Annotated in this window: 23 protein-coding genes; 15 read left to right on the forward strand and 8 right to left on the reverse strand. The window is 53.7% G+C overall.

Translation table 11 applies throughout. The annotated features are described in order from the left end of the window. From hflC to rpiA, 4 genes are all read right to left on the reverse strand, one after another. On the reverse strand, positions 1-873 hold the full coding sequence (gene hflC / locus ACRBCU_RS09570; RefSeq protein ID WP_431365159.1) for a protease modulator HflC: 873 nt from the start codon (positions 871-873) through the stop codon (positions 1-3). Beyond that, positions 873-2,024 (reverse strand): FtsH protease activity modulator HflK, encoded by a 1,152-nt coding sequence (gene hflK / locus ACRBCU_RS09575; RefSeq protein WP_431365160.1) that lies wholly within the window; start codon positions 2,022-2,024, stop codon positions 873-875. Before hflK ends, hflC begins: the two co-directional genes overlap by 1 nt. A 72-nt stretch (positions 2,025-2,096) precedes the next feature. Then, positions 2,097-3,455, reverse strand: coding sequence for a glutathione-disulfide reductase (gor, locus tag ACRBCU_RS09580; protein WP_431365161.1), 1,359 nt, complete (start codon positions 3,453-3,455; stop codon positions 2,097-2,099). Between the two features lie 31 nt (positions 3,456-3,486). Further along, the gene (rpiA, locus tag ACRBCU_RS09585; RefSeq protein ID WP_431365162.1) at positions 3,487-4,275 is read right to left on the reverse strand and encodes a ribose-5-phosphate isomerase RpiA; all 789 of its coding nucleotides are present in this window, start codon (positions 4,273-4,275) and stop codon (positions 3,487-3,489) included. A gap of 114 nt (positions 4,276-4,389) precedes the next feature. Here rpiA and ACRBCU_RS09590 point away from each other — a divergent pair, with 114 nt between their 5' ends. The 4 genes from ACRBCU_RS09590 to ACRBCU_RS09605 all read left to right on the forward strand — a co-directional run bounded on the left by ACRBCU_RS09590 (position 4,390) and on the right by ACRBCU_RS09605 (position 9,286). Beyond that, positions 4,390-5,094: a glutathione S-transferase family protein gene (locus ACRBCU_RS09590; protein WP_431365163.1), complete on the forward strand. Its 705-nt coding sequence runs from the start codon at positions 4,390-4,392 to the stop codon at positions 5,092-5,094. Further along, complete coding sequence (locus ACRBCU_RS09595; RefSeq protein ID WP_431365164.1) at positions 5,094-6,467, forward strand: L-serine ammonia-lyase; 1,374 nt, start codon at positions 5,094-5,096, stop codon at positions 6,465-6,467. The genes ACRBCU_RS09590 and ACRBCU_RS09595 overlap by 1 nt, the downstream gene beginning before the upstream one ends. A gap of 192 nt (positions 6,468-6,659) precedes the next feature. Further along, positions 6,660-8,231 carry a calcium-binding protein gene (locus ACRBCU_RS09600; protein WP_431365165.1) on the forward strand — a complete coding sequence of 524 codons (1,572 nt, stop codon included), beginning with the start codon at positions 6,660-6,662 and terminating at the stop codon, positions 8,229-8,231. A 146-nt stretch (positions 8,232-8,377) separates the two neighbouring features. Further along, on the forward strand, positions 8,378-9,286 hold the full coding sequence (locus tag ACRBCU_RS09605; RefSeq protein WP_431365166.1) for a DMT family transporter: 909 nt from the start codon (positions 8,378-8,380) through the stop codon (positions 9,284-9,286). Here ACRBCU_RS09605 and ACRBCU_RS09610 read toward each other — a convergent pair. Further along, positions 9,237-9,926, reverse strand: coding sequence for a thiamine diphosphokinase (locus ACRBCU_RS09610; RefSeq protein ID WP_431365167.1), 690 nt, complete (start codon positions 9,924-9,926; stop codon positions 9,237-9,239). The two genes, ACRBCU_RS09605 and ACRBCU_RS09610, sit on opposite strands and share 50 nt — an antisense overlap. Positions 9,927-10,062: 136 nt before the next feature. Here ACRBCU_RS09610 and ACRBCU_RS09615 point away from each other — a divergent pair, with 136 nt between their 5' ends. Further along, positions 10,063-12,195 carry a hypothetical protein gene (locus ACRBCU_RS09615; RefSeq protein WP_431365168.1) on the forward strand — a complete coding sequence of 711 codons (2,133 nt, stop codon included), beginning with the start codon at positions 10,063-10,065 and terminating at the stop codon, positions 12,193-12,195. A gap of 56 nt (positions 12,196-12,251) precedes the next feature. Here ACRBCU_RS09615 and ACRBCU_RS09620 read toward each other — a convergent pair whose 3' ends face one another. Both ACRBCU_RS09620 and ACRBCU_RS09625 read right to left on the reverse strand, forming a co-directional pair. Then, on the reverse strand, positions 12,252-12,491 hold the full coding sequence (locus ACRBCU_RS09620) for a DUF2842 domain-containing protein (protein ID WP_431365169.1): 240 nt from the start codon (positions 12,489-12,491) through the stop codon (positions 12,252-12,254). Further along, positions 12,491-13,786 (reverse strand): adenylosuccinate synthase, encoded by a 1,296-nt coding sequence (locus tag ACRBCU_RS09625; protein WP_431365170.1) that lies wholly within the window; start codon positions 13,784-13,786, stop codon positions 12,491-12,493. The genes ACRBCU_RS09620 and ACRBCU_RS09625 overlap by 1 nt, the downstream gene beginning before the upstream one ends. Before the next feature lie 209 nt (positions 13,787-13,995). On the opposite strand from ACRBCU_RS09625, the gene ACRBCU_RS09630 reads away from it, so the two are divergent. From ACRBCU_RS09630 to ACRBCU_RS09665, 8 genes are all read left to right on the forward strand, one after another. Then, positions 13,996-14,391, forward strand: coding sequence for a DUF6524 family protein (locus tag ACRBCU_RS09630; RefSeq protein ID WP_431365254.1), 396 nt, complete (start codon positions 13,996-13,998; stop codon positions 14,389-14,391). 158 nt (positions 14,392-14,549) lie between these two features. Further along, positions 14,550-14,921 carry a preprotein translocase subunit SecG gene (gene secG / locus ACRBCU_RS09635; protein ID WP_431365171.1) on the forward strand — a complete coding sequence of 124 codons (372 nt, stop codon included), beginning with the start codon at positions 14,550-14,552 and terminating at the stop codon, positions 14,919-14,921. Between the two features lie 193 nt (positions 14,922-15,114). Then, complete coding sequence (locus tag ACRBCU_RS09640; RefSeq protein WP_431365172.1) at positions 15,115-16,758, forward strand: CTP synthase; 1,644 nt, start codon at positions 15,115-15,117, stop codon at positions 16,756-16,758. Between the two features lie 72 nt (positions 16,759-16,830). Next, positions 16,831-17,490: a hypothetical protein gene (locus tag ACRBCU_RS09645; RefSeq protein WP_431365173.1), complete on the forward strand. Its 660-nt coding sequence runs from the start codon at positions 16,831-16,833 to the stop codon at positions 17,488-17,490. A gap of 27 nt (positions 17,491-17,517) precedes the next feature. Then, a complete protein-coding gene (locus tag ACRBCU_RS09650) occupies positions 17,518-17,811 on the forward strand; it encodes a DUF1330 domain-containing protein (protein ID WP_431365174.1) in 294 nt (97 codons plus the stop codon). Positions 17,812-17,844: 33 nt separating this feature from the next. Then, on the forward strand, positions 17,845-18,285 hold the full coding sequence (locus tag ACRBCU_RS09655) for a TerB family tellurite resistance protein (RefSeq protein WP_431365175.1): 441 nt from the start codon (positions 17,845-17,847) through the stop codon (positions 18,283-18,285). Between the two features lie 115 nt (positions 18,286-18,400). After that, complete coding sequence (locus tag ACRBCU_RS09660; RefSeq protein ID WP_431365176.1) at positions 18,401-19,171, forward strand: ABC transporter ATP-binding protein; 771 nt, start codon at positions 18,401-18,403, stop codon at positions 19,169-19,171. A 42-nt stretch (positions 19,172-19,213) separates the two neighbouring features. Then, positions 19,214-19,927: a transporter substrate-binding domain-containing protein gene (locus tag ACRBCU_RS09665; RefSeq protein WP_431365177.1), complete on the forward strand. Its 714-nt coding sequence runs from the start codon at positions 19,214-19,216 to the stop codon at positions 19,925-19,927. A 64-nt stretch (positions 19,928-19,991) separates the two neighbouring features. Here ACRBCU_RS09665 and ACRBCU_RS09670 read toward each other — a convergent pair whose 3' ends face one another. Then, complete coding sequence (locus ACRBCU_RS09670) at positions 19,992-21,077, reverse strand: NAD(P)/FAD-dependent oxidoreductase (protein ID WP_431365178.1); 1,086 nt, start codon at positions 21,075-21,077, stop codon at positions 19,992-19,994. Positions 21,078-21,270: 193 nt separating this feature from the next. On the opposite strand from ACRBCU_RS09670, the gene ACRBCU_RS09675 reads away from it, so the two are divergent. Further along, on the forward strand, positions 21,271-22,152 hold the full coding sequence (locus ACRBCU_RS09675) for an ABC transporter permease (protein ID WP_431365179.1): 882 nt from the start codon (positions 21,271-21,273) through the stop codon (positions 22,150-22,152). Next, entirely contained in the window at positions 22,149-22,955 is an 807-nt protein-coding gene (locus ACRBCU_RS09680; protein WP_431365180.1) for an ABC transporter permease, read from the forward strand. The genes ACRBCU_RS09675 and ACRBCU_RS09680 overlap by 4 nt, the downstream gene beginning before the upstream one ends. Positions 22,956-22,964: the final 9 nt, after the last annotated feature.

A 22,964-nucleotide genomic window follows, 5' to 3' on the forward strand; every position in this document is an offset into this window, starting at 1 on the left:
TTACTCCGATTTTGAGTCAGACTTTAGATAGTTAAAGAAGTCACTGTCAGGTGACAAAACCATCGTCGAGTTGTTTGCGCCCAGCGCACCGCGGTACGCTTCAAGAGAGCGATAGAATTCAAAGAACTCCTGATCCGCGCCATAGGCTGTCGCGAAAATCGCGTTTCGCTCGGCATCCGCTTCACCACGGGTGATTTCGCTATCACGGCGGGCGTCTGAAACAATTTCAACCTGCGTTCTGTCCGCCAAAGCGCGCACACGTTGCGCTGCCTCGTTACCGCGCGCGATCTCGTCTGCCGCTTCACGTTCACGTTCCGCGCGCATACGAGCGAATGTGGACTCAAGGTTTTGAGACGGCAAATCTGTCCGCTTCAAACGCACATCGATGACTTCAAGGCCAAGGCCCCGCGCTTCTGCGATCGCGCCATTACGAATGCGCAACATCAAAGCTGCACGATCGGTGCTGAGGATATCGTTTGAAGAAACGCTACCGAGAACCCCGCGCAATTCGTCGCGCAAAATACCATCAAGGCGGCTTTCAGCTGTGCGTTCGCCGCCGGAACCAACCGCTTGGCGGAATTGGTTCACATCAGCAATTCTATACCGCGCGAAAGCATCCACAACGAGACGACGATCATCCAAAGGCGTAACTTCCAATGGTTCAACGTCAATACTCAAGATACGATCTTCATAGCGCACAACCTCTTGAATAAGAGGGATTTTAAACGCCAGACCCGGCTCTTCCTTTACATCGACAACACGGCCAAACTGAAGAACCAGAGCTTTTTCCCGTTCATCCACGATAAACATCGATGACAAAAGAGCAGCAATTGCGATCACTGCGATCGGTAGCAAATACGTTGTTTTACGCATTAGTTGCTCCCTCCTGAATTTTTACGAAGTTCGTTAAGCGGAAGATAGGGAACGACGCCTTGGCCGCCGTCACCGTTTTCATCCAGAATAATTTTATCCACACGACCGAGCACTTCTTCCATCGTTTCAAGATAGAGACGTTTGCGTGTCACTTCAGGGGCTTTTTCGTATTCGGCCAAAACAGCTGTGAAACGAGACGCTTCACCCGTTGCTTCATTCACCACACGTGCGCGGTAGCCTTCTGCCTCTTCGAGTACCTGCGCCGCTTCACCGCGTGCTTCCGCAACGATACGGTTCGCATAAGCATCAGCTTGCTTTTCAAGACGGTCACGTTCTTGCTCTGCAGCTTGAACCTCACGGAATGAGTCGATCACCTGTTGGGGCGGATCGGCTTTATCAAGGTTCACACGAACAATGTTTACGCCGGCATCATAGCCATTAAGCGTGTCTTGAATGAGATCCTTAAGACGATCTGCAATCGCAGAACGGTCACGGTTCAAAATCGGAGCCAGCTCAGATTGCGCGATAATTTCCCGCATCGCTGATTCAGATACCGCGCGGATGGTCATTTGCGGATCGCGCAAGTTGAATAAGTATTCTGCTGGATCAGTGATATTCCAAACAACTTGGAAATCGATATCCACAATGTTCTCATCACCCGTGAGCATAAGCCCTGCTTCGGAACCACGTCCGCCAACTCCGATATCTTCGGTTTGCTCGCGTGTTACTGGAATGATCTCTCTCGTCACTACTGGCCAAGGCGCAAAGTTCAGACCTGGATTGCCCGTGGCAGAGTATTTGCCAAGGAACAATTCGACCGACTGTTCTTCTGGTTTCACTGTGTAAAAGCTGGCCATGCCCCAGAGCACAACAGCCGCAATAACACCAAGACCGACAGTTCCGCGCGTAAACGCAGGACCGCTGGGCGCGCCGCCGCCAGAGCCGTTCGTGCCATTGCCGCCACCGCGACCGCCCATCAGGACGCGCAATTGCTCTTGGCCTTTTTTCATTAGCTCGTCAATTTCAGGGATCTGCGGTCCGTCACCCTCAGGAGGACGTCGTCCCCCGCCATTGTTACCAGAACCGCGATTGTCATCGCCTGATCCGTTGTTACCGCCGCCGCCCCATGGGCCGCCGTTGTTACCAGCCATCTAAGCTAATTCCCTTCAATTGTCGTCTTGGGCATTCCTTCACAGTCTAAACTGGTCAGGAATGCCGGAATTTCAACCCGTTCTAACAGGTGTTTTCATGGTTACCAGTTCTTCCGACATCGTTGGGTGAACTGCAACCGTGCGATCGAAGTCTTCTTTTGTTGCGCCCATCTTCACTGCGATGCCTGCAAGCTGGATCAATTCCCCTGCCCCCGGCGCAACGATGTGACAACCAAGCACTTTGCGCGTGGCTTGAGAGACGATGAGTTTCATCAACACACGCTCGCCGCGCCCCGCAAAGCTTTGCTGCATCGGCTTGAAGGACGTGGAATAGACCTCGATCGGTTCCTGCGCCTGCGCCTCTTCTTCGGACAAGCCTACGGTGCCCATTTCAGGCTGGGTGAAGATCGCCGTTGGAATCAATTCGTGATCCGGCTTGGTTGGATTGCCTTTAAACACGGTCTCGACAAAGGCCATGCCCTCGCGGATCGCAACAGGTGTGAGGTTCGCGCGGTCCGTGACATCGCCTACCGCATAGATCGACGGAACCGCGGTCTGGCTGTAGTCGTCAACGAGCACTTCACCCTTGCGGCCAAGCTTTACACCGACCTCTTCGAGACCCAAATCGTCAGAGTTTGGCGCGCGGCCCGTGGCAAACATTACTTGATCAAAGACGCGCTCTTCGCCGTTGGTCGCCTTGATCCAGATGCTATCGCCCTCTCGGCGCATTTCCAGAATGTTGGTGCCAAGATGCAGATCAACACCGCGCTGGCACATCTCTTCAGAGACAAGCCCACGCGCTTCGTCATCAAAGCCGCGCAGGATTTGCGCGCCACGATAGAATTGGGTCGTTGCGACGCCCATGCCGTTCATCACGCCCGCAAATTCAGAGGCAATATAGCCACCGCCGACGATCAACATCGACTTTGGCAACTCTTCCATATGGAAAATTTCGTTCGAGGTGATCGCCAGTTCCGCGCCTTCAATCTCAGGCTTCACCGCGCGGCCACCAACGGCAATCAAGATATGCTTGGCTGTTTTGCGCGACCCATCGGCGAGTTCGACCGTATGGGGATCAACGATGCGCGCACGCAAATCAAAGGTTTCAACACCAGCGTTTTTCAACAGCGAGCGGTAGATGCCTTCAAGGCGATCCAACTCAGCATGCATCTTACCCTGAAAGGCTTTCCAATCGAACCCGTTCGAGGTGACATCCCAACCATACGCCTGCGCATCTTCGGCCATGCCGCCATAGCCAGAGGCGAACACCATCAGCTTTTTGGGCACACAGCCGCGAATGACGCAGGTGCCGCCATAGCGATCCTCTTCGGCCAAAGCCACCTTTGCGCCTGTATCTTGCGCCGCAACGCGGGCCGCGCGCACACCGCCAGAGCCGCCGCCAATCACAAAGAGATCGTAGTCAAATGCCATGTTCAGTTCCTAAATTCTGGCGCAGAAGCGCTTAGTCAGCCAAATCGGTGAAAAGATTGTCGTTTTCAACAAAATCCAAACGATCATGTTCCACCGTGCCCGTATTTATGTCGCGCACCTCGACCTTGCCATCCCCGTGCCCGATCACAACTGCGTCACAAATGTCGATAAACAGGCCATTTTCAACAACGCCGGGCATCTGGTTGATCACCATCGCCAACTGGCGCGCGTTGCCGATACGTTTGAGGTTGAGATCAAGGATATGATTGCCCTCGTCAGTGACAAAGGGCGCATCGCCATTCATCCGCAAGCTGATCTGACGACCTAGTACATCCATAGAGACCAGCGTTTCTTCAACGAGCGCGCGGGTCGTTTGCCAGCCGAACGGGATCACTTCGATAGGCAATGGAAAAGCGCCAAGATGTTCGACCTCTTTACCTGCATCCGCAATTACAATCATTTGATCCGAGGCAGTCGCAACGATCTTTTCTTGCAGCAACGCACCGCCGCCGCCCTTAATCAGGTTCAGATCGCCGTCAAATTCATCCGCGCCGTCGATGGTAATATCTAGCCAACGCGCCTCATCGAGCGAGATAACTTCGATCCCCACTTCGCGCGCCAATTGCGCTGTGCGCGCCGACGTTGGAACACCGCGAATGCGCAGCCCATCATCTCGCACCATTTCGCCAAGGCACCGCACCAGCCAAGCCGCCGTGGACCCTGTTCCAAGTCCGACGCGCATACCATCTTCAACAAAGGCCGCCGCTCGCTTCGCAGCAACGAATTTCGCTTTATCGATGGGCGACAATTCTCCGGTCATGACGTGAATCTCCTTGGCAGCTTTATGCCTTATAAGCACAGCTTGGACGGGGCGCGAGAGTGGAATGTCGCTTTTCAGCGCCTTTACCTGTCCACTTCACAGTAAAACACCCCAATGACCGAACCGTATACACTTCATTTTGCACCAGATAATGCCTCACTCATCGTGCGGATCGCATTGAACATGCTTGATGTTCCCTATGACACGCAACTAGTGGACCGCGGCGTCAACGCACAAAGCGCGCCAGCCTATCGCGCGCTAAATCCGCTCGGCATGATCCCAGCGCTTGAGACCGAAGATGGCGTCCTTTTCGAAACCGGAGCGATCTTGCTCTGGCTCGCGGATCGCCATGGCGCGTTGTTTCCCTCGCAAAGTGATCAGGGCCGCGGTGACGCGCTCAAGTGGTTGTTTTTCATTTCAAATTCACTTCATGCGGGGATGCGGCAAATGTTTTATCCCGATAAATTCATCGCGCCCGAGCATAGAGAAGCATTGCGCTCAGGCATCGCGCAACGCATTCGCGCAGATTTCAGGCAAATCGACATGCTGATTGCTGATCCGAATTGCACAATTCTCGGTGGTGAGAGCATCAGCCTATTAGATATTTATGTCTGCGCGTGCTTGAGATGGGCGCAGCTTTACCCCGCCGATCACCCGCAGGGCTGGGTAAATGCAGCGGAGTTCACACATCTGCTAAACTTGGCGAAAGAACTAGAGCGTGTCCCCGCCGTCAATTCCGCGCAGGTCGCTGAGGGTCTGGGCCCGACACCATTTAGCGCACCCAGCCTCGCCAACCCACCAATCGGGAGCGCAACCTGATGTTTCTTTCAGTTTTCGATATGTTCAAAGTGGGCATCGGCCCGTCGTCTTCGCACACGATGGGGCCAATGGTGGCTGCGGGGCGGTTTCTAGATCTCATGCGCGCCTCGCCATTTGAGTTTGCAGGGCTTCGCGCATCGCTGCATGGCTCGCTCGCGTTCACAGGAGTTGGCCACGCCACAGACCGCGCTACTATTCTGGGATTGGCGGGCTTTTTGCCAGAAACCTATGATAGCGAAAAAGCCGAAGCGGCAATGCAAGGCATTATCAAAAGCAAAACTGTCGCGCCCGAAGGCTTAGATATTTTAAAATTTGATCCCGCGAGCGATTTGGAATTTAATTTCGGCCCTAATCTTCCGGGCCACGCAAACGGAATGATTTTGATGGCGACAGATGCGCAAGGCGATGTGATCTTGCAAGAAACCTATTATTCTATCGGCGGTGGCTTTGTGATGACCGAGGCCGAATTGGCAAGCGGCAAAGACACGGACGAAGGTGCCCCCGTGCCGTTTCCATTTAAAACTGCGGCAGAAATGTTGGAAATGGCCCACGTTTCGGGCAAGACCATCGCACAAATGAAACGCGCCAACGAGATATCGCGCTCGGGGCAAGAAAACCTGCGCTCTGGAACCGCGCGGATATGGCAAGTAATGCGCGACTGCATTGATCGCGGACTTTCTATCGACGGCACTTTGCCGGGCGGTCTTAATGTAAAGCGTCGCGCCAAAGCCATTCACGATGCACTGCTCGCTGAGCGCGGTATGAACCTAAGCGCGCCGCACACGATCAATGATTGGATGAGCGTTTATGCAATGGCGGTCAACGAGGAGAATGCAGCGGGCGGTCAGGTTGTTACGGCACCGACAAATGGCGCAGCTGGCGTCGTTCCAGCAACCATCCGCTACTTTCTGGATCACGTGCCGGGAGCCTCAGAGACCAAAGTCGAGGAATTCCTCCTAACGGCAGCTGCAATCGGTGGCCTTGTCAAATTCAACGCATCTATTTCTGGTGCCGAAGCGGGGTGCCAAGCGGAAGTCGGTAGCGCCGCGGCAATGGCCGCCGCGGGTCTGTGTGCGGTCATGGGTGGCAGCGCGGAGCAAGTCGAAAACGCCGCTGAAATCGCGCTGGAACATCACCTCGGTATGACATGCGATCCGGTGAAAGGGCTGGTGCAAGTGCCGTGCATCGAGCGCAATGGTTTAGGCGCGATAAAAGCAGTGAGCGCTGCATCTCTCGCGCTACGCGGGGATGGCACGCATCTTGTGCCCCTCGATGCCTGTATCGAGACAATGCGGCAAACGGGGGCCGACATGAGCGAAAAGTACAAAGAAACATCCCTTGGTGGCTTGGCTGTAAACATTCCCAATTGCTAACGCGCTTACGGCCTCGTGCACGCAATTTGTGATTGTATTTTTCTAAAAACAGCCAATTTGCTTGAAATCTAAGGGCGCTTTTGATTGTTGTACCCTCAGCAGGGAATTCTTTTTTGAGCAACGACATTTGACCCAAAACTAAAACGAACTCCCCTGAACTAGTAACAATTTTGAACAAGAGCGGAGTTTTTCATGCCAACCTACACCTACAATGGCGTTTCAGGCGATTTGATTTTAGATGCGGCTTCTGGATTTGATGTTTTTGACCCGGACGGGAATACTAATTTTTGGGGCTTTTCATACGGTATAACCGTTGATGTATCTGGCATTACCAGCTTTTTGTCCCCATTTGAATTTTCGCTCGGCGGCGGCGACAACACTTTTATCGGTTCAGGGCTCGCGGACAACGTAAGCGCATATGACGGCGACGACACGATATCAACCGGCGGTGGAAACGACACTATTGATGCCGGTGGCGGACGCGATGTCATCGATGCCGGCAGCGGTGATGATCTTATTCTGATTGGCGATTGGGATGGCCAGATCAACACGATACAAGGCGGGCTAGGCACTGACACCGTATTCGTTGGGTTTAATAGCTTAGAGGGACTAAACCTTGGCGCCGGAACGGGTGTTGAGCAACTGGATAGCGAAGAAGGCTGGGAGCCAGGTACTGGGTATATTTCAGGCACTTCTGGTCACGACGAATTCGACGTTTCAGGTGTTCTGACCTACCTCAAAGAGATCGAGTTTCATCTTTATTATGGAGATGACAGTTTTCTTGGATCAAACAACGTCGATTTTGTTAGCGGTGGCAGCGGTGACGACACAATAGATGGTGGTCGTGGAAACGATGTTCTTTTTGGCGGCAATGGCGACGATATGTTGTTCGGTGGTCGCGGCGATGACGAACTGCACGGCGAAGATGGCAATGACTTTATTGATGCGGGGCGCGGCGACGACACAATCCATTCAAGCAACGATCCTGCGTCAGACACTATTTTAGGCGGATCAGGCACCGACACGTTGTACATAAGCGGAAGCCAATTTGAGAACCTGATCTTAGATGCGGCTGCAAGTGTCGAAATTATCGAGTCTTACGGCTACATCTCCGGCACGAGCGACGCCAACACGATTGATTTTTCTGGCGTGCAAACATTCGATATGCTTGATGAATTTAGCTTTGACATGCAAGTTTCCTTGGAACTTGGCGCGGATACATTCGTAGGATCGCAAAATGCGGAAGAGGTACATGGCGGCGCGCAAGCTGATACGCTTTCTGGTAATGACGGTGCCGATACGCTCTATGGAGGTACTGGTCGCGACCTATTAAATGGCGGCGCTGGCAAGGATAACTTGGAAGGCGAATCTGGTCGCGATACGATAAATGGCGGCAAAGGCGACGACTGGCTCTTTGGCGGGACTGGTAGAGACAACCTAAGCGGTGACAAAGGTGACGACATCCTAAATGGCGGATTGGGAAAAGATATCCTGACAGGTGGTGGTGGCAAAGACACCTTCGAGTTCTGGGATCAATTCGGCAATGACACGATCACTGACTTCAGTGACTTGGACGGTGAAAAAATTGATCTATCTTTCCTCTTCGACATTTCGGACTTTAACGATCTTATCACCAACCATCTGAGCGATAGTGGTGGAAATGCACTGATTTCCTCATATGGCGGAACAATCTTGTTGCAAGGAATTACCGTTGCCGAAATTGGTGTCGGGCTTGATTACTCTGGCAGCGATTTCATCCTTTAAGTCCAACGATGAACCTAACTGTGAACGCCCGCTGAAATTTTCGGCGGGCGTTTTTTTTGCGATCTCTAACGCCCGCGACGCCTGTTAGGCTCACAGAGTCAATTTCGCCAATTGCAATTCCTTTGCGCCCTGCCTAGCCTCGCTCAATGGCAGCTGATCGTCCCCTTCTTGGCATCCTTTTAATGCTTGGTTTTTGTGTACTTGCCCCAGTCGGCGACGCACTTGCCAAGATTATCGGGCAGACCGTGCCGCTCGGGATTCTTTTGCTGGTCCGTTTTGCGGTTCAGGCACTAATTTTGATACCAATTGTCCTTGTCGCTAAGCGAAAGTGGCGCATGTCAAAACGGGTTCAACGGCTCGCGTGGCTTCGAACATTGCTTCATATCATTGGAATTGGTGCAATGTTTACAGCGTTGCGTTTTCTTCCGCTTGCCGACGCAGTGGCCATCGCCTTTGTTATGCCCTTTATCATGCTCGTGTTGGGGCACTATGTTCTTGGCGAAGAAATTGGCATCCGCCGTATCATCGCCTGCGCGGTGGGGTTTGCCGGCACGCTGTTGGTCATTCAACCTGCCTTTGACACTGTCGGCTGGCCTGCACTGTTGCCATTGGTCGTTGCAGTGGTGTTTTCACTGTTCATGCTGGTCACGCGCCAGATCGCCAAAGAGACGGACCCGATAACCTTACAGGCCGTAAACGGCGTCATGGCTGTGATCATTTTGACCCCGCTAATGGTGCTTTTTGGCAAGACCGGCCTTGATCTATTTGCACTGGCAATACCGAATGGAACGGAAGCGTTTATGCTATTCTCTATCGGCGTGCTTGGCACTCTGGCCCATTTGCTTATGACATGGTCATTGCGCTTTGCCCCGTCAGCGACACTTGCGCCAATGCAATATCTGGAAATTCCCTTTGCCACCTTTATTGGCTGGTTGATCTTTTCCGAATTGCCCAACGGCTTGGCCTCAGTCGGAATTGCAATCACGATATCGGCTGGTCTCTACATCATTCTTCGTGAGCGGGCCATAAATGCGAAGTCTCCGACAGCGCACTAAACACGCTTTCAAATGTGCTCTTTGGCAGGATGCACAGCATGCCAGCGGCGCTCATTTCAAGGGTCACAGTCCCCATTGCCATATTCGATGTACCGATCCGCTGGCCCGGCGCAAAATCCAGCGAAGGAAATGACCACTGCAAACCTGTGGCAGCCCCCGTCACCGAAGCAAGAGGGAACAAGGATAGCGGTGTTTCGGCGTTTAAGCGCAAAGTGATTTCGGGCGGGCACAGAAACACCAGTTCCTCTGCCCCCAACAAAACACAAGGCTGATGCGCAAAGCGCAAAAGCGCATGGAATGCCGCCAGTTGATGATCTAAGCGACCACCGAGAAAGCCTAGGCCCACGATCAACGGCGACTCTATTCGAAGCAGACACTTTTCAAAATCTGTGCTGTCTTGCTCACGTATATGATGAATGGTCTCTCGGTTCAGGCTTGCCATTAATTCGCCCGAAAGCGAGTCCATATCTCCGATTACGGCATCTATTGAATGCCCAAATCGTTGCGCATGAACCGCGCCGCCATCTGCTGCGACACAGGCAGGCGCCAGTGAAATCGCTCTTTCAAACTCTTCCCGACGGACTTCAGCCCCGCCCAGCAAAGTAATAGGTTCCGATTTGAGGACAATTTTATCAATCACTCTAGATTAACACCTTTTTGGGAAACAGATCACATTTGAGCCATGAAATGATACGCTCTTAGTCACAGATTCGGGCCTCTTTGGTCTCTACATGGAAGTTATTAACGGCGCAGTAACGAAGTAAAGCGAGTAGATCATGGTAAATACTAGCAAAGTCCTCACCGTCTCATACGGTACTTTCTCCTGCACGTTAGAGGGGTTTGACGACTCGTTTGAAACGATGAAGGCGATTGCAGAATATTTTCGCGATCTCGCGTCGGACGATCGCTATTTTGGTGCCGAGCCCCCCACTCCAGATGCAGAAATGTTAGCACGCATCGCCGAGCGTGAAGTCGCGCGCCGTGTTGAGGCCCATAATGATGGTGGCAACATTGTCCTGCGCACCACGTTGCCTGAAGAAAATGCTAAAGCCGCCCCTGCTGCTCTACTAACTGAGACAGACACTTCTGAAGCAGACGCCAAGGCGCAAGCCGAAGCAGACGCGGTGAAAGCTGCGCAAGAAGCAAAAGCCGCTGAGCAAGCACGCCTCGCGCAAGAGCAAGCCGAAGAAGACGCGCGCCTGGAAGCAGAGCGCATCGCAAGCGAACAAGAAGCGGCAACCCGCGCAAAACAGCGCGCCGCACGACGCGCCCGTATTGCCGAGCAGAAAGCCGCGGAAGAAGCAAAAATGGAAGCTGAGCGCGCTGCCAAATTGGCATCGCAAGAAGCGGAAAAAGAGGCCGAAGCCAAGCGTGAAGCAGAGGCGCGCGCTGAAGCGGAAGCAAAAGCCGCAGCGGAGGCAAAGGCCGATGCAGAAGCAAAGGCCGCAGCGGAGGCGAAAGCTGCGGCGGAAGCTGAAGCAGAAGCAGCGCGGATTGCGGCGCAAGAGAAAGCAGAAGCGGAAGCCAAGCTCGACGCCGAGCAAAAGGCGCTGGCAGAGCAACAAAAAGCCGAAGAAGACAGCGATTCCGTTGCAGCAAAGCTTGCACGCATTCGCGCGGTTGTTGGTCAACCGAAAGAAACAGGAAAAACACCTGATTTTTCCGAAGATGAACACGCAGAAGATATCATGCAAGGTCGCCCCGGCGATACAGATCTGGAAGATTTGATCGAAACGGACGCCTCTGCTGAAAACGCTTCAGAAGACACAATTTCGGGCGTCATGTCGCGACTTGCACAAGACACCGTAGAGCCGAACACAGCGGCTGAAATGCCCGAAGCCGAAGCTGCGCCGAAGGCCCCTATTCGTGCGCGCGTTATCAAAATGAAACGCGAAGAATTCGAAGCGGCCATCGCCAGCGGTGACATTGAAGAAGATATCGAAGGCGACGCCGATCCTGCAGGGCAAACGGCAAGTGACGATAGCAGCCTGTCTGATCAACAAGAGGATGAGCTTGCGCGCGAACTAGCGGCAGTCGAAGCCGAACTTGCGAGTCTTCCAGCTGAAACTGTGGACGCGGTTGAGACCATCGACGAGGATCAATTCGAAGACGAGATCTCAGAAGTTGTTCAACCCGCGGCAAACGCGCGTCAGGTCGACGAATTGGCAAGCGCTCCAGACGTTGAAATGGATCGCTTGATGGATCAAGCCAGCTCCGAACTGGAAGAACCTGATGGTAAGAAACGCCGCAATGCTCTTGGACATCTGCGCGCAGCGGTTGCCTCCGCCCGCGCCGACAAAAAATCGTCCAAGAACCAAGAGCCCGTTGATGAAACGTTAGAATATCGCGGTGACCTTGATAGCGCCGTTCAGCCACGTCGCCCTGTGCGCAGATTGACAACGCAAAACGACGCGCCGCAAGACTCTGCCGCTCGCCCACCACTTAAACTGGTCGCAGAGCAGCGCGTCGATGCTCCTGAAGCCGCTGCGCTCGATACCGCTGCTTCGGCAAGCGCAGCCCCACAACCTGTGCGCCCACGCCGGGTAAAGGCGGGCGAAACGCCGCCCCCTGCCCCAGCTCCGGCGGCACAACCAGTGCTGGACAGCGCCGTTGCGCCAGAAGGCGGCGATTTTAACGAATTCGCTGAGGAAATGGGTGCAACTGAACTCCCAGATTTGCTCGAAGCTGCGGCTGCCTACATGGCTTATGTTGAAGGCAGGGACCAGTTCTCGCGCCCTCAACTAATGACCAAGGTGCGCATGGTTCAAGAAGAAAACTTTTCGCGGGAGGATGGTCTGCGCTCGTTCGGCCAACTTCTGCGACAGGGCAAAATTGAAAAGATCAGCGGTGGACGTTTCACCGTATCAGATCGGATCAGTTTCAAGCCCGACACGCGAGCCGCCGGCTAAGTTTGGTGCAGTAGCGAGTGATGCGGCGGCTCTCTGTCAGGAGCCGCCGTTTTTATTTAGACATCGTCGTTTGCGTCTGGGTCGGCTTGACCGATCCCCATAAACACGCGTTTGAATGGGAAAATCCAGATAACCCCGAGCAAGACATAAATCGCGAACTCAACCCAGATTGGGGGGCGTCCCAAATAGGTAAAGGCGATCGCGACCGCCCCAATCATAAAGATGATATAGAGCGGCATCCCCACCAACAAAATGAGCAAGGCCCAGCGCCGACGTGCTTTATGGGAAAGTGCCATCAGTCTTCAAACGGGTCGGTGACAAGGATTGTGTCTTCACGCTCTGGCGAAGTTGAGAGCATTGCGACAGGGCAACCAATCAATTCTTCAATCCGGCGCACATATTTGATCGCATTCGCAGGCAGTTCCGCCCAAGAGCGCGCGCCTTCGGTGCTATCTGACCAACCGGGCATTTCTTCGTAAACTGGCGTGCAGCGCGCTTGGTGATCTGCGGCAGTTGGCAAATAGTCGATCAACTCACCATCAAGCATATAGCCCGTACAAATTTTAAGTGTCTCAAACCCGTCCAAAACATCTAGTTTTGTCAAAGAAATACCAGTGACTCCAGAGGTCGCACAGGTTTGACGAACCAACGCCGCATCGAACCAACCGCAGCGGCGCTTGCGCCCTGTTGTCGTTCCGAATTCATGCCCACGCTCGCCAAGGCGTTGGCCATCTGCATCGTCAAGCTCGGTCGGGAATGGCCCTTCGCCGACGCGGGTCGTGTAAGCCTTCACAATACCAAGCACATAGTCAATCGAGCCCGGCCCAACGCCAACACCTGTCGCCGCTTGCCCTGCAATCACATTGGATGAAGTCACGAATGGGTAGGTGCCGAAATCAATATCCAAAAGAGCGCCCTGCGCGCCTTCAAACAAAATGCGCTCGCCCTTTTTCTTGCGCTCGTTCAGAACTTTCCAAACTGGCGCTGCATATTGAAGGATCTGCGGTGCGATCTCACGCAGTTTGGCAATAAGCGCATCGCGGTCCACAGCTTCGATGCCAAGACCTTTGCGCAGTGGATCATGGTGCTGCAAGGCACGATCAACGCGCGCTTCCAATGTCGCCTCATCCGCCAAATCAGCAACCCGCACCGAGCGACGCCCAACTTTGTCTTCGTAAGCGGGACCGATACCACGCCCAGTTGTTCCGATTTTCGTGCCTTTAGATGCCGCTTCCTCGCGCGCGCGATCAAGCTCGCCGTGAATTGGCAGAATAAGCGGGGTGTTTTCTGCAATCATCAGGCTTTCGGCCGTGATGCTGACGCCCTGCGCACGGATAGTTTCGATTTCACTGACGAGGTGCCAAGGGTCCAAAACCACGCCATTGCCGATCACGGATAGCTTGCCACCGCGCACAACGCCCGAGGGCAGCGCATGTAATTTGTAAACCTTGCCGTCAATGACAAGCGTATGGCCTGCGTTATGGCCACCTTGAAAACGAGCAATGACATCCGCCCGCTCTGACAACCAATCGACAATCTTGCCTTTACCTTCGTCGCCCCACTGAGCGCCAACGACTACTACATTTGCCATACGAGGGACCTTTTCCATTGCGTCAAACCCGCGCCCGTATAGTGCGCGCAGGGCCTAAGCGAAACACCTATTTCGCCGCAGCAAAGCTTAATTCCCGCGCAATCTGCAAAATCACCTCATCTTACCGATCTGCACGCACCCGCAGCGCAATCGCTGGACAAGCCAAGCGCCTTGAGCAAAACCTATGCTTTAAAGGAGTGCTCATTATGATCCGTATCGCCATTCGCTGGCTCATTGCCTTCATTTTATTGACTGCGACGTACAATCCAACAGATTACAATTGGATTCGCTGGTCGCTGCAAAACGCAGGTGAGCAACTGCCCCTCATCGTTCTGAGCGGACTAATTCTGCTTATCGGCTACATAATTTTCCTACGCGCAACTCTTAGATCAATTGGCCCGTTTGGCATGGGATTGGTGCTGGCACTGGTCGCAGCATTGCTCTGGGTGCTTTATGACTTCGGATGGCTGTCGCTTACGAATCAAGCGATGAATCTTTGGTTGGGCCTTATTGCGCTAAGCTTTGTATTGGGAATTGGCCTCAGTTGGTCGCACATTCGACGCGCAATTTCCGGCCAAGCGGATATGGATGACGTTGACGAATAAGCTGGCGCATTCACGTACAAATTTTCTGCGAACGCTCAGCCAAATTCGCCTAAGCAATCAGCGCCCGTCGATTTGAAAAGGATCGCGAAGATTGACGGGTTGCACGAAGCGCTTTGATTGCCTAGATAGCACGCTGTACCACTAACGCGCAGGCACCCATGGAAAACGTCGTTCTGATCATTCACCTCCTTTTGGCTTTGTCATTGATCGGCGTCGTTCTGATGCAACGTTCCGAAGGGGGCGGCCTTGGCATGGGCGGCGGTGGCGGTGGCGGCGCTATGACAGGGCGCGCAGCGGCGACAGCGCTTGGCAAGGTGACTTGGATTTTGGCGATCGCCTTTATTATCACGTCGATCACGCTAACAATCATTGCCGCGCAAAAATCTGCGGGTAGCTCGGTTCTGGACCGTTTGGGCGACGCCCCGGCGGCAGCAGAAGAAAGCGCACCAGCAAGCGATCTTGGAACGGGTAGCGATCTTTTGCCACCTTCAGCGGACGACAACGCGCCACTGGTTCCACGCGCCGACTAACTTTACCACCTTTTGAGACATCACAGGCTTCCGCAACATCATGTAGCGGTTGCCTTGCGAATCTCACACGAATCCTGTAACGCTCAAATCCCGTGAGTATCGGCATTTGAACGATGACGATCACTTGGAATTTGACCTCTTTAGCAGCCCAAAGTCGGCGCAAATTGGTCCTCACGGGGGAGGCGCAAGCCACATGGCCAGATTTATTTTCATTACAGGCGGCGTTGTTTCTTCGCTCGGAAAAGGTCTCGCATCTGCTGCATTGGGCTCGTTGCTACAAGCACGCGGTTTTTCGGTTCGCCTTCGCAAGCTTGATCCCTACCTCAATGTTGATCCCGGCACGATGAGCCCATTTGAACACGGCGAAGTCTTTGTGACCGACGATGGCGCAGAGACCGATCTCGACTTAGGTCACTATGAACGATTCACTGGCGTGCCCGCACGCAAGACCGATTCCATTTCATCCGGGCGCATCTACACAAACGTCTTGGAAAAGGAACGTCGCGGCGACTACCTCGGCAAAACCATCCAAGTCATTCCGCATGTGACAAATGAAATTAAAGATTTCATCGCCATTGGCGAAGATGAAGTTGATTTCATGCTATGCGAAATTGGCGGTACCGTGGGCGATATCGAGGGTCTGCCCTTCTTTGAAGCGATCCGTCAATTCAGTCATGACCGCCCGCGCGGACAATGCATCTACATGCACCTCACGCTGTTGCCCTACCTTGCCGCATCTGGCGAGCTGAAAACCAAACCGACGCAACACTCGGTTAAAGAAATGCAGAGCATCGGCCTTGCGCCCGATATTCTGGTCTGCCGCTCGGAACAGCCGATCCCAGAAAAAGAGCGCGAGAAAATTGCACTTTTCTGTAACGTACGCAAAGAAAGCGTTGTTGCGGCCTACGATTTGCAGTCCATCTATGAAGCCCCCCTCGCCTATCATAACCAAGGTTTGGATCAGGCCGTTCTGGACGCGTTTGAGATCAACCCAGCGCCAAAGCCAGATTTGCGTGTTTGGGAAGATGTGGCCGATCGCATTCACAACACCGACGGCGAAGTGAACGTCGCAATTGTTGGCAAATACACTCAACTTGAGGATGCGTATAAATCCTTCAAGGAAGCTCTGACACATGGCGGCATGGCAAATCGGGTGCGTGTGAATGTCTCTTGGGTCGATGCCGAAGTCTTTGATAGCGAAGACGCAGCGCCCCATCTTGAAGGCTACCACGCGATCCTTGTTCCCGGCGGCTTTGGCGAGCGTGGCACAGAAGGCAAAATTCGCGCAGCGCAATATGCGCGTGAAAACAAAATCCCGTACTTTGGGATTTGCCTTGGCATGCAAATGGCTGTGATCGAAGCGGCTCGTAACGTGGCAGGTGTGACGGCAGCAGGGTCGGAAGAATTCGACCACGAATCTGGCAAAAAGCGCTTTGAGCCTGTCGTGTATCACCTGAAAGAATGGGTGCAGGGCAATGCCAAAGTCAGCCGCTCAGCGGATGACAATAAAGGCGGAACCATGCGTCTGGGTGCCTATGACGCGGCCCTTCAAAGCGGGTCAAAAGTCGCGGAAATTTACGGCTCTAACGCAATCGAAGAACGTCACCGCCATCGCTATGAAGTAGATATCGCCTACAAAGACAAGCTAGAGAACGCAGGCATGAGATTTTCTGGCATGTCACCAGATGGACGTTTGCCAGAAATTGTTGAATGGTCCGATCACCCTTGGTTCATCGGCGTTCAGTTCCATCCCGAGCTGAAATCCAAGCCATTTGATCCGCATCCACTGTTCAAAGATTTCGTGCGCGCGGCGAAAGAAAACTCTCGTCTCGTTTAAGCGCTATCGCCGCGCGTTACACAATCTGCGTTAGTTTTTGCCGCAAATTGGAAAACGTGCTATACACGCGACATGCAGCGTTTTGTTTGGCCTTTGGTTCTATTCTTCGCATCGCCTCTCGCGGCGCAAGAAACCTGCAGCCGAGCAATCTGCCAAGTGCCCCATGACAGCCTGAATTTCACGAAGCTGATTGATTTTGACGACGTGATGTCTTCTATCGGAATTGGCAGCCGCATTGATGATGTTCTGGTAAAAGACGGTGCCGTATTTGGCGAACGATTTGCAGGGCAGCAGCGCAAGGCCAGCGGTGATTATGATGTCATTAGCGGCGCGCCCCTGCTCCCCCTGACCATCCTTGATGGTGGGCCGGGTCAAACGCTCGGGGCGATGCATTTGCCTGGCACAATTGTGCTCCACGGCCACGGCCATCGCACGTACCCGCGCGTTGAAGCAATTGGCGAAGGCTCTGTTGCTGTGCTCTTTGATCGTGACCAACCCGCGCTTTCGTTTGACATCAGAGGCGGCGAGCAAGGCTATGCCTCTGTTCAATTCATCCGCCGCAACGGCACGGTGATCGACACGCTCACCCTTGGCCCGTTAGCTGAAGATAGTTTCGGTTTTATGCGCCAGGACATGGAACCTGACATTGCAGGTTTCTTGTTACTGAATACCGATCCTCAGGGCGTCGCTTTAGATAATTTGCGCTTTGAAAGCTTCGATTTGATGGGATAGCCTTCGACCGAAACAAGGGAGAAATCTATGCCCAAGGGTTATTGGATTGGCCATGTCACTATTGATGACGCGGAAACATACAAGCTTTACCAGCAGGCAAACGCTGGCCCGTTTAAAGAATATGGCGCCAAATTCCTTGTAAGAGGTGGCGCACAGACTGTGCGCGAGGGCGAGGCTCGTCCGCGCTCGGTCGTTCTAGAGTTTCCAACCCTTGAAGCCGCTATTGCCTGCTATGAAAGCGATGGCTATCAAACGGCGAAAGCCATCCGTAGCGCGGTCAGCACTGGTGATATGGTGATCGTTGAGGGTTACGAGGGCTAGAACATCCCAGTTTAGAACCTTATATCACGTCTCATGTTCGCAGAATTTCTCAAACGGCTGACGCAGCCCGAGCCCGACCCGCTAGACGATGGCGATGCCCGCCTCGCCTTGACCGCCCTTCTTGTGCGCATTGCGCGCTCGGATGGAGAGTTTGCTCCTGAAGAACGTCGCCAGATCGAAGCCGTCATCACGACGCGGTATATTTTGGATGCAGAGGGTGCCGCGCAGCTTATCGCAGATGCCTCGGCTTTAGAAACCGAAGCGCCTGACACCGTGCGCTTTACCCGCGCAATCAAAGACGCTGTTCCTTACGAAGACAGGCTCAGTGTGATCGAAGCGCTTTGGTCTGTGGTGCTTGCAGACGGGGTGCGAGAGCAAGAAGAAGATGCGCTTTTGCGATTGGTGTCGAACCTGCTTGGTGTGAATGACAAAGACAGCGCGATGGCCCGTCAGCGCGTCGCAGCGGCGCTTTAATCACCTTACCCGCCGTCACCTATGACGCAAACCACGTTTGAATGCCGCTTTGGCGATTGCCAAAGCGCTGAATTTCCGCCCTACTAGGCAGCGGGGACAAACTAGAGACGCTCACGTGAATCAAACAGATACTGTTATTGAACTGCGTAACCTTCACAAAGCTTATGGTGATTTGGAGGTTATCAAAGGCGTTTCCATTTCAGCCAAGCGCGGCGATGTGGTTTCCCTAATTGGCTCATCAGGATCGGGAAAATCTACGCTGCTGCGGTGCGCAAACCTGCTCGAAGACAGTCAGCAAGGCGACGTTCTGTTTAAGGGCGAGCCGGTGAAATGGGCTGGCAGTGGTCACGGGCGTCGCCCCGCCGACGCCGCGCAAGTCATCCGTATTCGCACCAACCTGTCGATGGTTTTCCAGCAATTCAATCTGTGGTCCCATATGACAATCTTGCAGAATGTCATGGAAGCCCCCGTTACAGTTCTCGGACGCGATAAGGCGGAGGTTGAAAAATCAGCGCGCGCTTATCTAGATAAAGTTGGCATTGGCGACAAGTGCGACGTCTACCCTGCCCAGCTATCAGGCGGGCAACAGCAGCGCGCTGCGATCGCGCGGGGACTGTGCATGGAGCCCGAAGCGCTTTTGTTTGATGAACCAACCTCTGCCCTTGATCCAGAGCTTGAGCAAGAAGTCGTGAAGGTTATCAAAGACCTCGCTACCGAAGGTCGCACGATGCTTATCGTCACCCACGACATGAAATTGGCCGCCGATGTTTCGGATCACGTTGTGTTCCTGCATCAAGGTCTCATCGAAGAAGAAGGCGCGCCAGCGACGCTCTTTGGCGCGCCCAAATCGACCCGCCTACAGCAGTTCCTATCAAGTACTGCCTAGGCATACATCAAAACCAAAAAACCATTCTTGGGAGATACCAAAATGAAAAATCTAATCCTGACAGCTTCCGCATTGGCGCTTACAGCAGGCTTTGCAATGGCCGACACAGTTCGTCTTGGCACCGAAGGCGCCTACCCTCCCTACAACTTCCTCAATGATAACGGTGAAGTTGACGGGTTTGAGCGCGAAGTCGGCGACGAACTCTGCAAGCGCGCGGAGCTGACCTGCGAGTGGGTCACCAACGAGTGGGACAGCATCATCCCGAACCTCGTGTCTGGCAACTATGACGTGATTATCGCGGGCATGTCGATCACAGCAGAGCGCGATGAAGTCATTGATTTCACACAGAACTACACTCAACCTGATCCATCTGGTTATATCGCGATGAGCGCCGATGTGGATCTGGCAGGCGGCGTGATCGCCGCACAAACAGGCACCATTCAAGCGTCTCACATTGCTTCAACTGGTGCGACATTGGTAGAATTCGCAACGCCAGAAGAAACAGTCGCAGCCGTGCGCAACGGCGAGGCGGACGCGGTTTTGGCGGATAAAACCTATCTCAAGCCAATCGCAGACGAAGATGACAGCCTGATGCTGATCGAGCAGGAAGAACTCCTTGGTGGCGGCATCGGTCTTGGCCTTCGTGAAAGCGATGGTGAGTTGAAAGCAAAGCTAGACGCAGCGATTCAGTCTATGAAGGACGATGGCTCGCTAAACGCGTTGATCGCAAAATGGGAAATCGGCGCTGGCTTCTAAGCCATTCGTCAATGAAAATTGAAACGGCGGCCTACGATGTGGGCCGCCGTTTTCATCTATGCGTTTAGGTGGAAAAGCGAGTTGGCCTAAAGGGCGAAAGCCAGCAGTTGCTTGCCGCGCTAGGTCCGCCTGTCATTTCCTGGGCGATCAGCTCGCCAATGAGCGGTGCCAAAGTAATCCCTGAATGCAACGTCGCAACGAACAGCCCGTCAGCAACAGCCCCAACAGCCGGGAAACCATCCTGTGGGACAGGGCGATGGGCCAGTTTCATGCTTGCCAAATCTATCGACAATTGCGGAAACAACGCGCGCAATCGCGACATTGCAGTTTCCGCCGCCGCGAGTGGGTCAGCCCCGATATCTTCAGAGGTATCGCCTTGATGACCGATCGCAGCAGGCGTCAAAAGCGCACCGCAGGGCAACTGGCGAACCTCGCCAAAGTCTGTCGCCAACACATGCGAAAGCTGCGCGCGAATGGGCCGTGTTTTTAACACCAGCGCAGGGCGATGCAACATTGGTAACGCAATGCCCAACGTCGCGAGCAAAGCCTGTGTTCCCGTCCCAGCAGCAAGTAAAACCTGATCTGCCTGAAAGACGCCGTCCTTTGTTTGTACGCCTTTGATCGCACCGCCGCTCTGCACGAAATTTGTCACCTGAAACCCTTGCGCGACTCGCGCACCCAACGATTGCGCTCTGCCGAGCAAACGTTCGGTCAGCTCTGATGATTCTACCGCCGCCTCAGATGTGAAATGGATTGCGCGTGCAGGAGGCGTGCCGAGCGCAGGCTCTAGCGCTGCAATCTCGGCTCGGGTCAGGATGCGGCTGGGATAGCCCTGCGCCTGCAACCCATTGAAATACGTGTCAAACTCATCGCCTTTGAATTCCCAACTTAAACTGCCATTCCACGAGATCGGTACGTCAATACGCTTCTGCAAACGTTTATAGGCCTTGATCCCCTCGACGCGCAGCGCGAAATACGCTTGCGTTTCAAAGAAAGAAGCGTTGACCCATCCGAAACTCGCGTCCGTCGCGCGTGCGCGACCAGCATCCAGAACAAGCACATCCGCGCCCGCTGATTGCAATTCATACGCAGCAATAGCACCGATGATGCCAGCGCCGACAACGATGATCTTTTGCTTGGCGATGCTCATGCTCTTATGTCCCGCAATGGTTCCTTGACTGACACGCAGTTTGCCCCAATACGCCGCAATCACAACGATGAACTTCCTCGCTTTCAAAGCTTCCGCCAAGGAAACGAGGCGCAATTTCCACAAAAAGTGACGTTTCAGCCTTGGCCTCGCCCGCGTATTCCTGCAACATTTCAGAGACCTGAAAGAAAGCCCGATGTTCAGTTTTTGCACCGACCCTTCAACTCTAGACGGCCTGAGCTGGCTGTCATGCTACCTGACAACGGGCAAGCACATGGGGTTTTATGTCTCTTTTGGGACCGTTTTGTTGCTGCTTGCAATTACTGCGCCAACGGCACTGGCCTTCGGCTTCTTTGGAGCCTCGGCTGCGCGCTCACACATCGCGCCGCTGCGCTGGGTCGGAAAAGGCTATATTGCGGTCGTTCGCGGCGTCCCTGACATCGCATTCTTTTTGTTCTTTATCATCGCCTTGGATCAAGGCATCGAATATCTGCGCCACAAGGTAAAATGCCCAGATTGGGATCAAGCCATCAGGCAAGGCAACGACTTTCTCGTCTGCGACGCTGCCAAAATGCCCCTCGGCTCAGCGCCGCAATGGGTCCATGAAAGTTATGGCTTTACCCTCGCCGTACTAACTTTCGCGATCGTGTTTGGCGCATTTGCCGCCAATGTGCTCTTTGGCGCGATGCGCGCCGTTCCGCATGCACAAATCGAAACCGCTGAGGCCTACGGCATGACCCGCCGCCAAAGCTTTTGGCGTATCCTCGTGCCGCAAATGTGGGTCTACGCCCTGCCCGGGCTGTCCAACCTCTGGATGGTCTTGATCAAAGCGACGCCACTCTTGTTCCTACTTGGCGTGGAGGACATCGTTTATTGGGCGCGCGAACTTGGCGGCACAAAAACACCGCGTTTTACAGACTATCCGCACGGCGACTGGCGCATGTGGTATTTCCTGTTTTTACTGGTGTTTTATCTAGCCTTCACCAAGTTTTCCGAGATCGCACTTGAGCGGCTCATGTCCCGCCTCACCTATGGCCAAGCCACGACTGGCGGCGAAGCACAAAGGAAGCAGGCATGAGTTGTTGGGACACGATTGCAGACTATGGGCTGCGTTCTATCGGTATTGGTCAGCGCCTTTTGCCCAAAGAAGATTTCACTCTATGCCAGCAGATCACGTTGATCGGATCGGGTATGATCTGGAACGTGTATTTTGGGATTTTAGCGCTCGCTTTCGGCTTTCTCGCCGCGACTGGGCTGGCTGTTTCAAAGGCCGCGAAGAATCCACTGATCCGAAAACCTGCGGAGTGGTTTATCTTCCTCTTTCGCGGCTCACCTCTCTTCATACAGTTCTTCTTTGCTTATTTCCTGTTCCTATCGCTCAAAAACGTCAGCCCGATCTTTAGCCCTTTCACCGCAGCATGGCTTGGTGCCCTTATCGTTCTATTTTGCAACACCGCAGCCTATTCAGGAGAAATTTTCTATGGCGCGCTGCGATCTATTCCAAAAGGCGATGTCGAGGCAGCAGATGCATATGGGCTAACGGGCTGGCCGCGCTTCAAACGCATCATTTGGCCGACAATGTTGCGCCTGGCATGGCCCGCGTACACCAACGAAGCGATCTTCCTTTTTCACGCAACGACGCTTGTCTTTTTCACTGGGTTTCCTGCCTGGCAACAGCGTGGCGATGCGCTCTATTATGCGAACTACTTCGCAGATAAGACATTCAATCCGTTCATTCCCTACCCAATTCTGGCAGGCTTCTTCATCCTTTTGACCTTGGTGGTCATAGGATTTTTTGGGCTGGTCAATCGCCACCTAAACAAGCATCTTCCACAACAACAAAGACGCAAATTTCGTCTTCGACCAAACCTTATTCGGTAGGAAGATATC

The organism is Planktotalea sp., assembly GCF_050633725.1.
GTDB lineage: Bacteria > Pseudomonadota > Alphaproteobacteria > Rhodobacterales > Rhodobacteraceae > Planktotalea.

What these genes read in the sequence shown, in the direction of transcription:
- ACRBCU_RS09590 (WP_431365163.1), top strand. Translation starts at nt 4,390, where the DNA reads ATGACCGAACCGTATACACTTCATTTTGCACCAGATAATGCCTCACTC.
- ACRBCU_RS09670 (WP_431365178.1), bottom strand. Translation starts at nt 21,077, where the DNA reads ATGAGCATCGCCAAGCAAAAGATCATCGTTGTCGGCGCTGGCATCATC.
- hflC (WP_431365159.1), bottom strand. Translation starts at nt 873, where the DNA reads ATGCGTAAAACAACGTATTTGCTACCGATCGCAGTGATCGCAATTGCT.
- ACRBCU_RS09620 (WP_431365169.1), bottom strand. Translation starts at nt 12,491, where the DNA reads ATGGCACTTTCCCATAAAGCACGTCGGCGCTGGGCCTTGCTCATTTTG.
- ACRBCU_RS09600 (WP_431365165.1), top strand. Translation starts at nt 6,660, where the DNA reads ATGCCAACCTACACCTACAATGGCGTTTCAGGCGATTTGATTTTAGAT.
- gor (WP_431365161.1), bottom strand. Translation starts at nt 3,455, where the DNA reads ATGGCATTTGACTACGATCTCTTTGTGATTGGCGGCGGCTCTGGCGGT.
- ACRBCU_RS09655 (WP_431365175.1), top strand. Translation starts at nt 17,845, where the DNA reads ATGTTCGCAGAATTTCTCAAACGGCTGACGCAGCCCGAGCCCGACCCG.
- ACRBCU_RS09675 (WP_431365179.1), top strand. Translation starts at nt 21,271, where the DNA reads ATGTTCAGTTTTTGCACCGACCCTTCAACTCTAGACGGCCTGAGCTGG.
- ACRBCU_RS09605 (WP_431365166.1), top strand. Translation starts at nt 8,378, where the DNA reads ATGGCAGCTGATCGTCCCCTTCTTGGCATCCTTTTAATGCTTGGTTTT.
- ACRBCU_RS09625 (WP_431365170.1), bottom strand. Translation starts at nt 13,786, where the DNA reads ATGGCAAATGTAGTAGTCGTTGGCGCTCAGTGGGGCGACGAAGGTAAA.
- rpiA (WP_431365162.1), bottom strand. Translation starts at nt 4,275, where the DNA reads ATGACCGGAGAATTGTCGCCCATCGATAAAGCGAAATTCGTTGCTGCG.
- ACRBCU_RS09615 (WP_431365168.1), top strand. Translation starts at nt 10,063, where the DNA reads ATGGTAAATACTAGCAAAGTCCTCACCGTCTCATACGGTACTTTCTCC.
- ACRBCU_RS09650 (WP_431365174.1), top strand. Translation starts at nt 17,518, where the DNA reads ATGCCCAAGGGTTATTGGATTGGCCATGTCACTATTGATGACGCGGAA.
- secG (WP_431365171.1), top strand. Translation starts at nt 14,550, where the DNA reads ATGGAAAACGTCGTTCTGATCATTCACCTCCTTTTGGCTTTGTCATTG.
- ACRBCU_RS09595 (WP_431365164.1), top strand. Translation starts at nt 5,094, where the DNA reads ATGTTTCTTTCAGTTTTCGATATGTTCAAAGTGGGCATCGGCCCGTCG.
- ACRBCU_RS09640 (WP_431365172.1), top strand. Translation starts at nt 15,115, where the DNA reads ATGGCCAGATTTATTTTCATTACAGGCGGCGTTGTTTCTTCGCTCGGA.
- ACRBCU_RS09665 (WP_431365177.1), top strand. Translation starts at nt 19,214, where the DNA reads ATGAAAAATCTAATCCTGACAGCTTCCGCATTGGCGCTTACAGCAGGC.
- ACRBCU_RS09645 (WP_431365173.1), top strand. Translation starts at nt 16,831, where the DNA reads ATGCAGCGTTTTGTTTGGCCTTTGGTTCTATTCTTCGCATCGCCTCTC.
- ACRBCU_RS09680 (WP_431365180.1), top strand. Translation starts at nt 22,149, where the DNA reads ATGAGTTGTTGGGACACGATTGCAGACTATGGGCTGCGTTCTATCGGT.
- hflK (WP_431365160.1), bottom strand. Translation starts at nt 2,024, where the DNA reads ATGGCTGGTAACAACGGCGGCCCATGGGGCGGCGGCGGTAACAACGGA.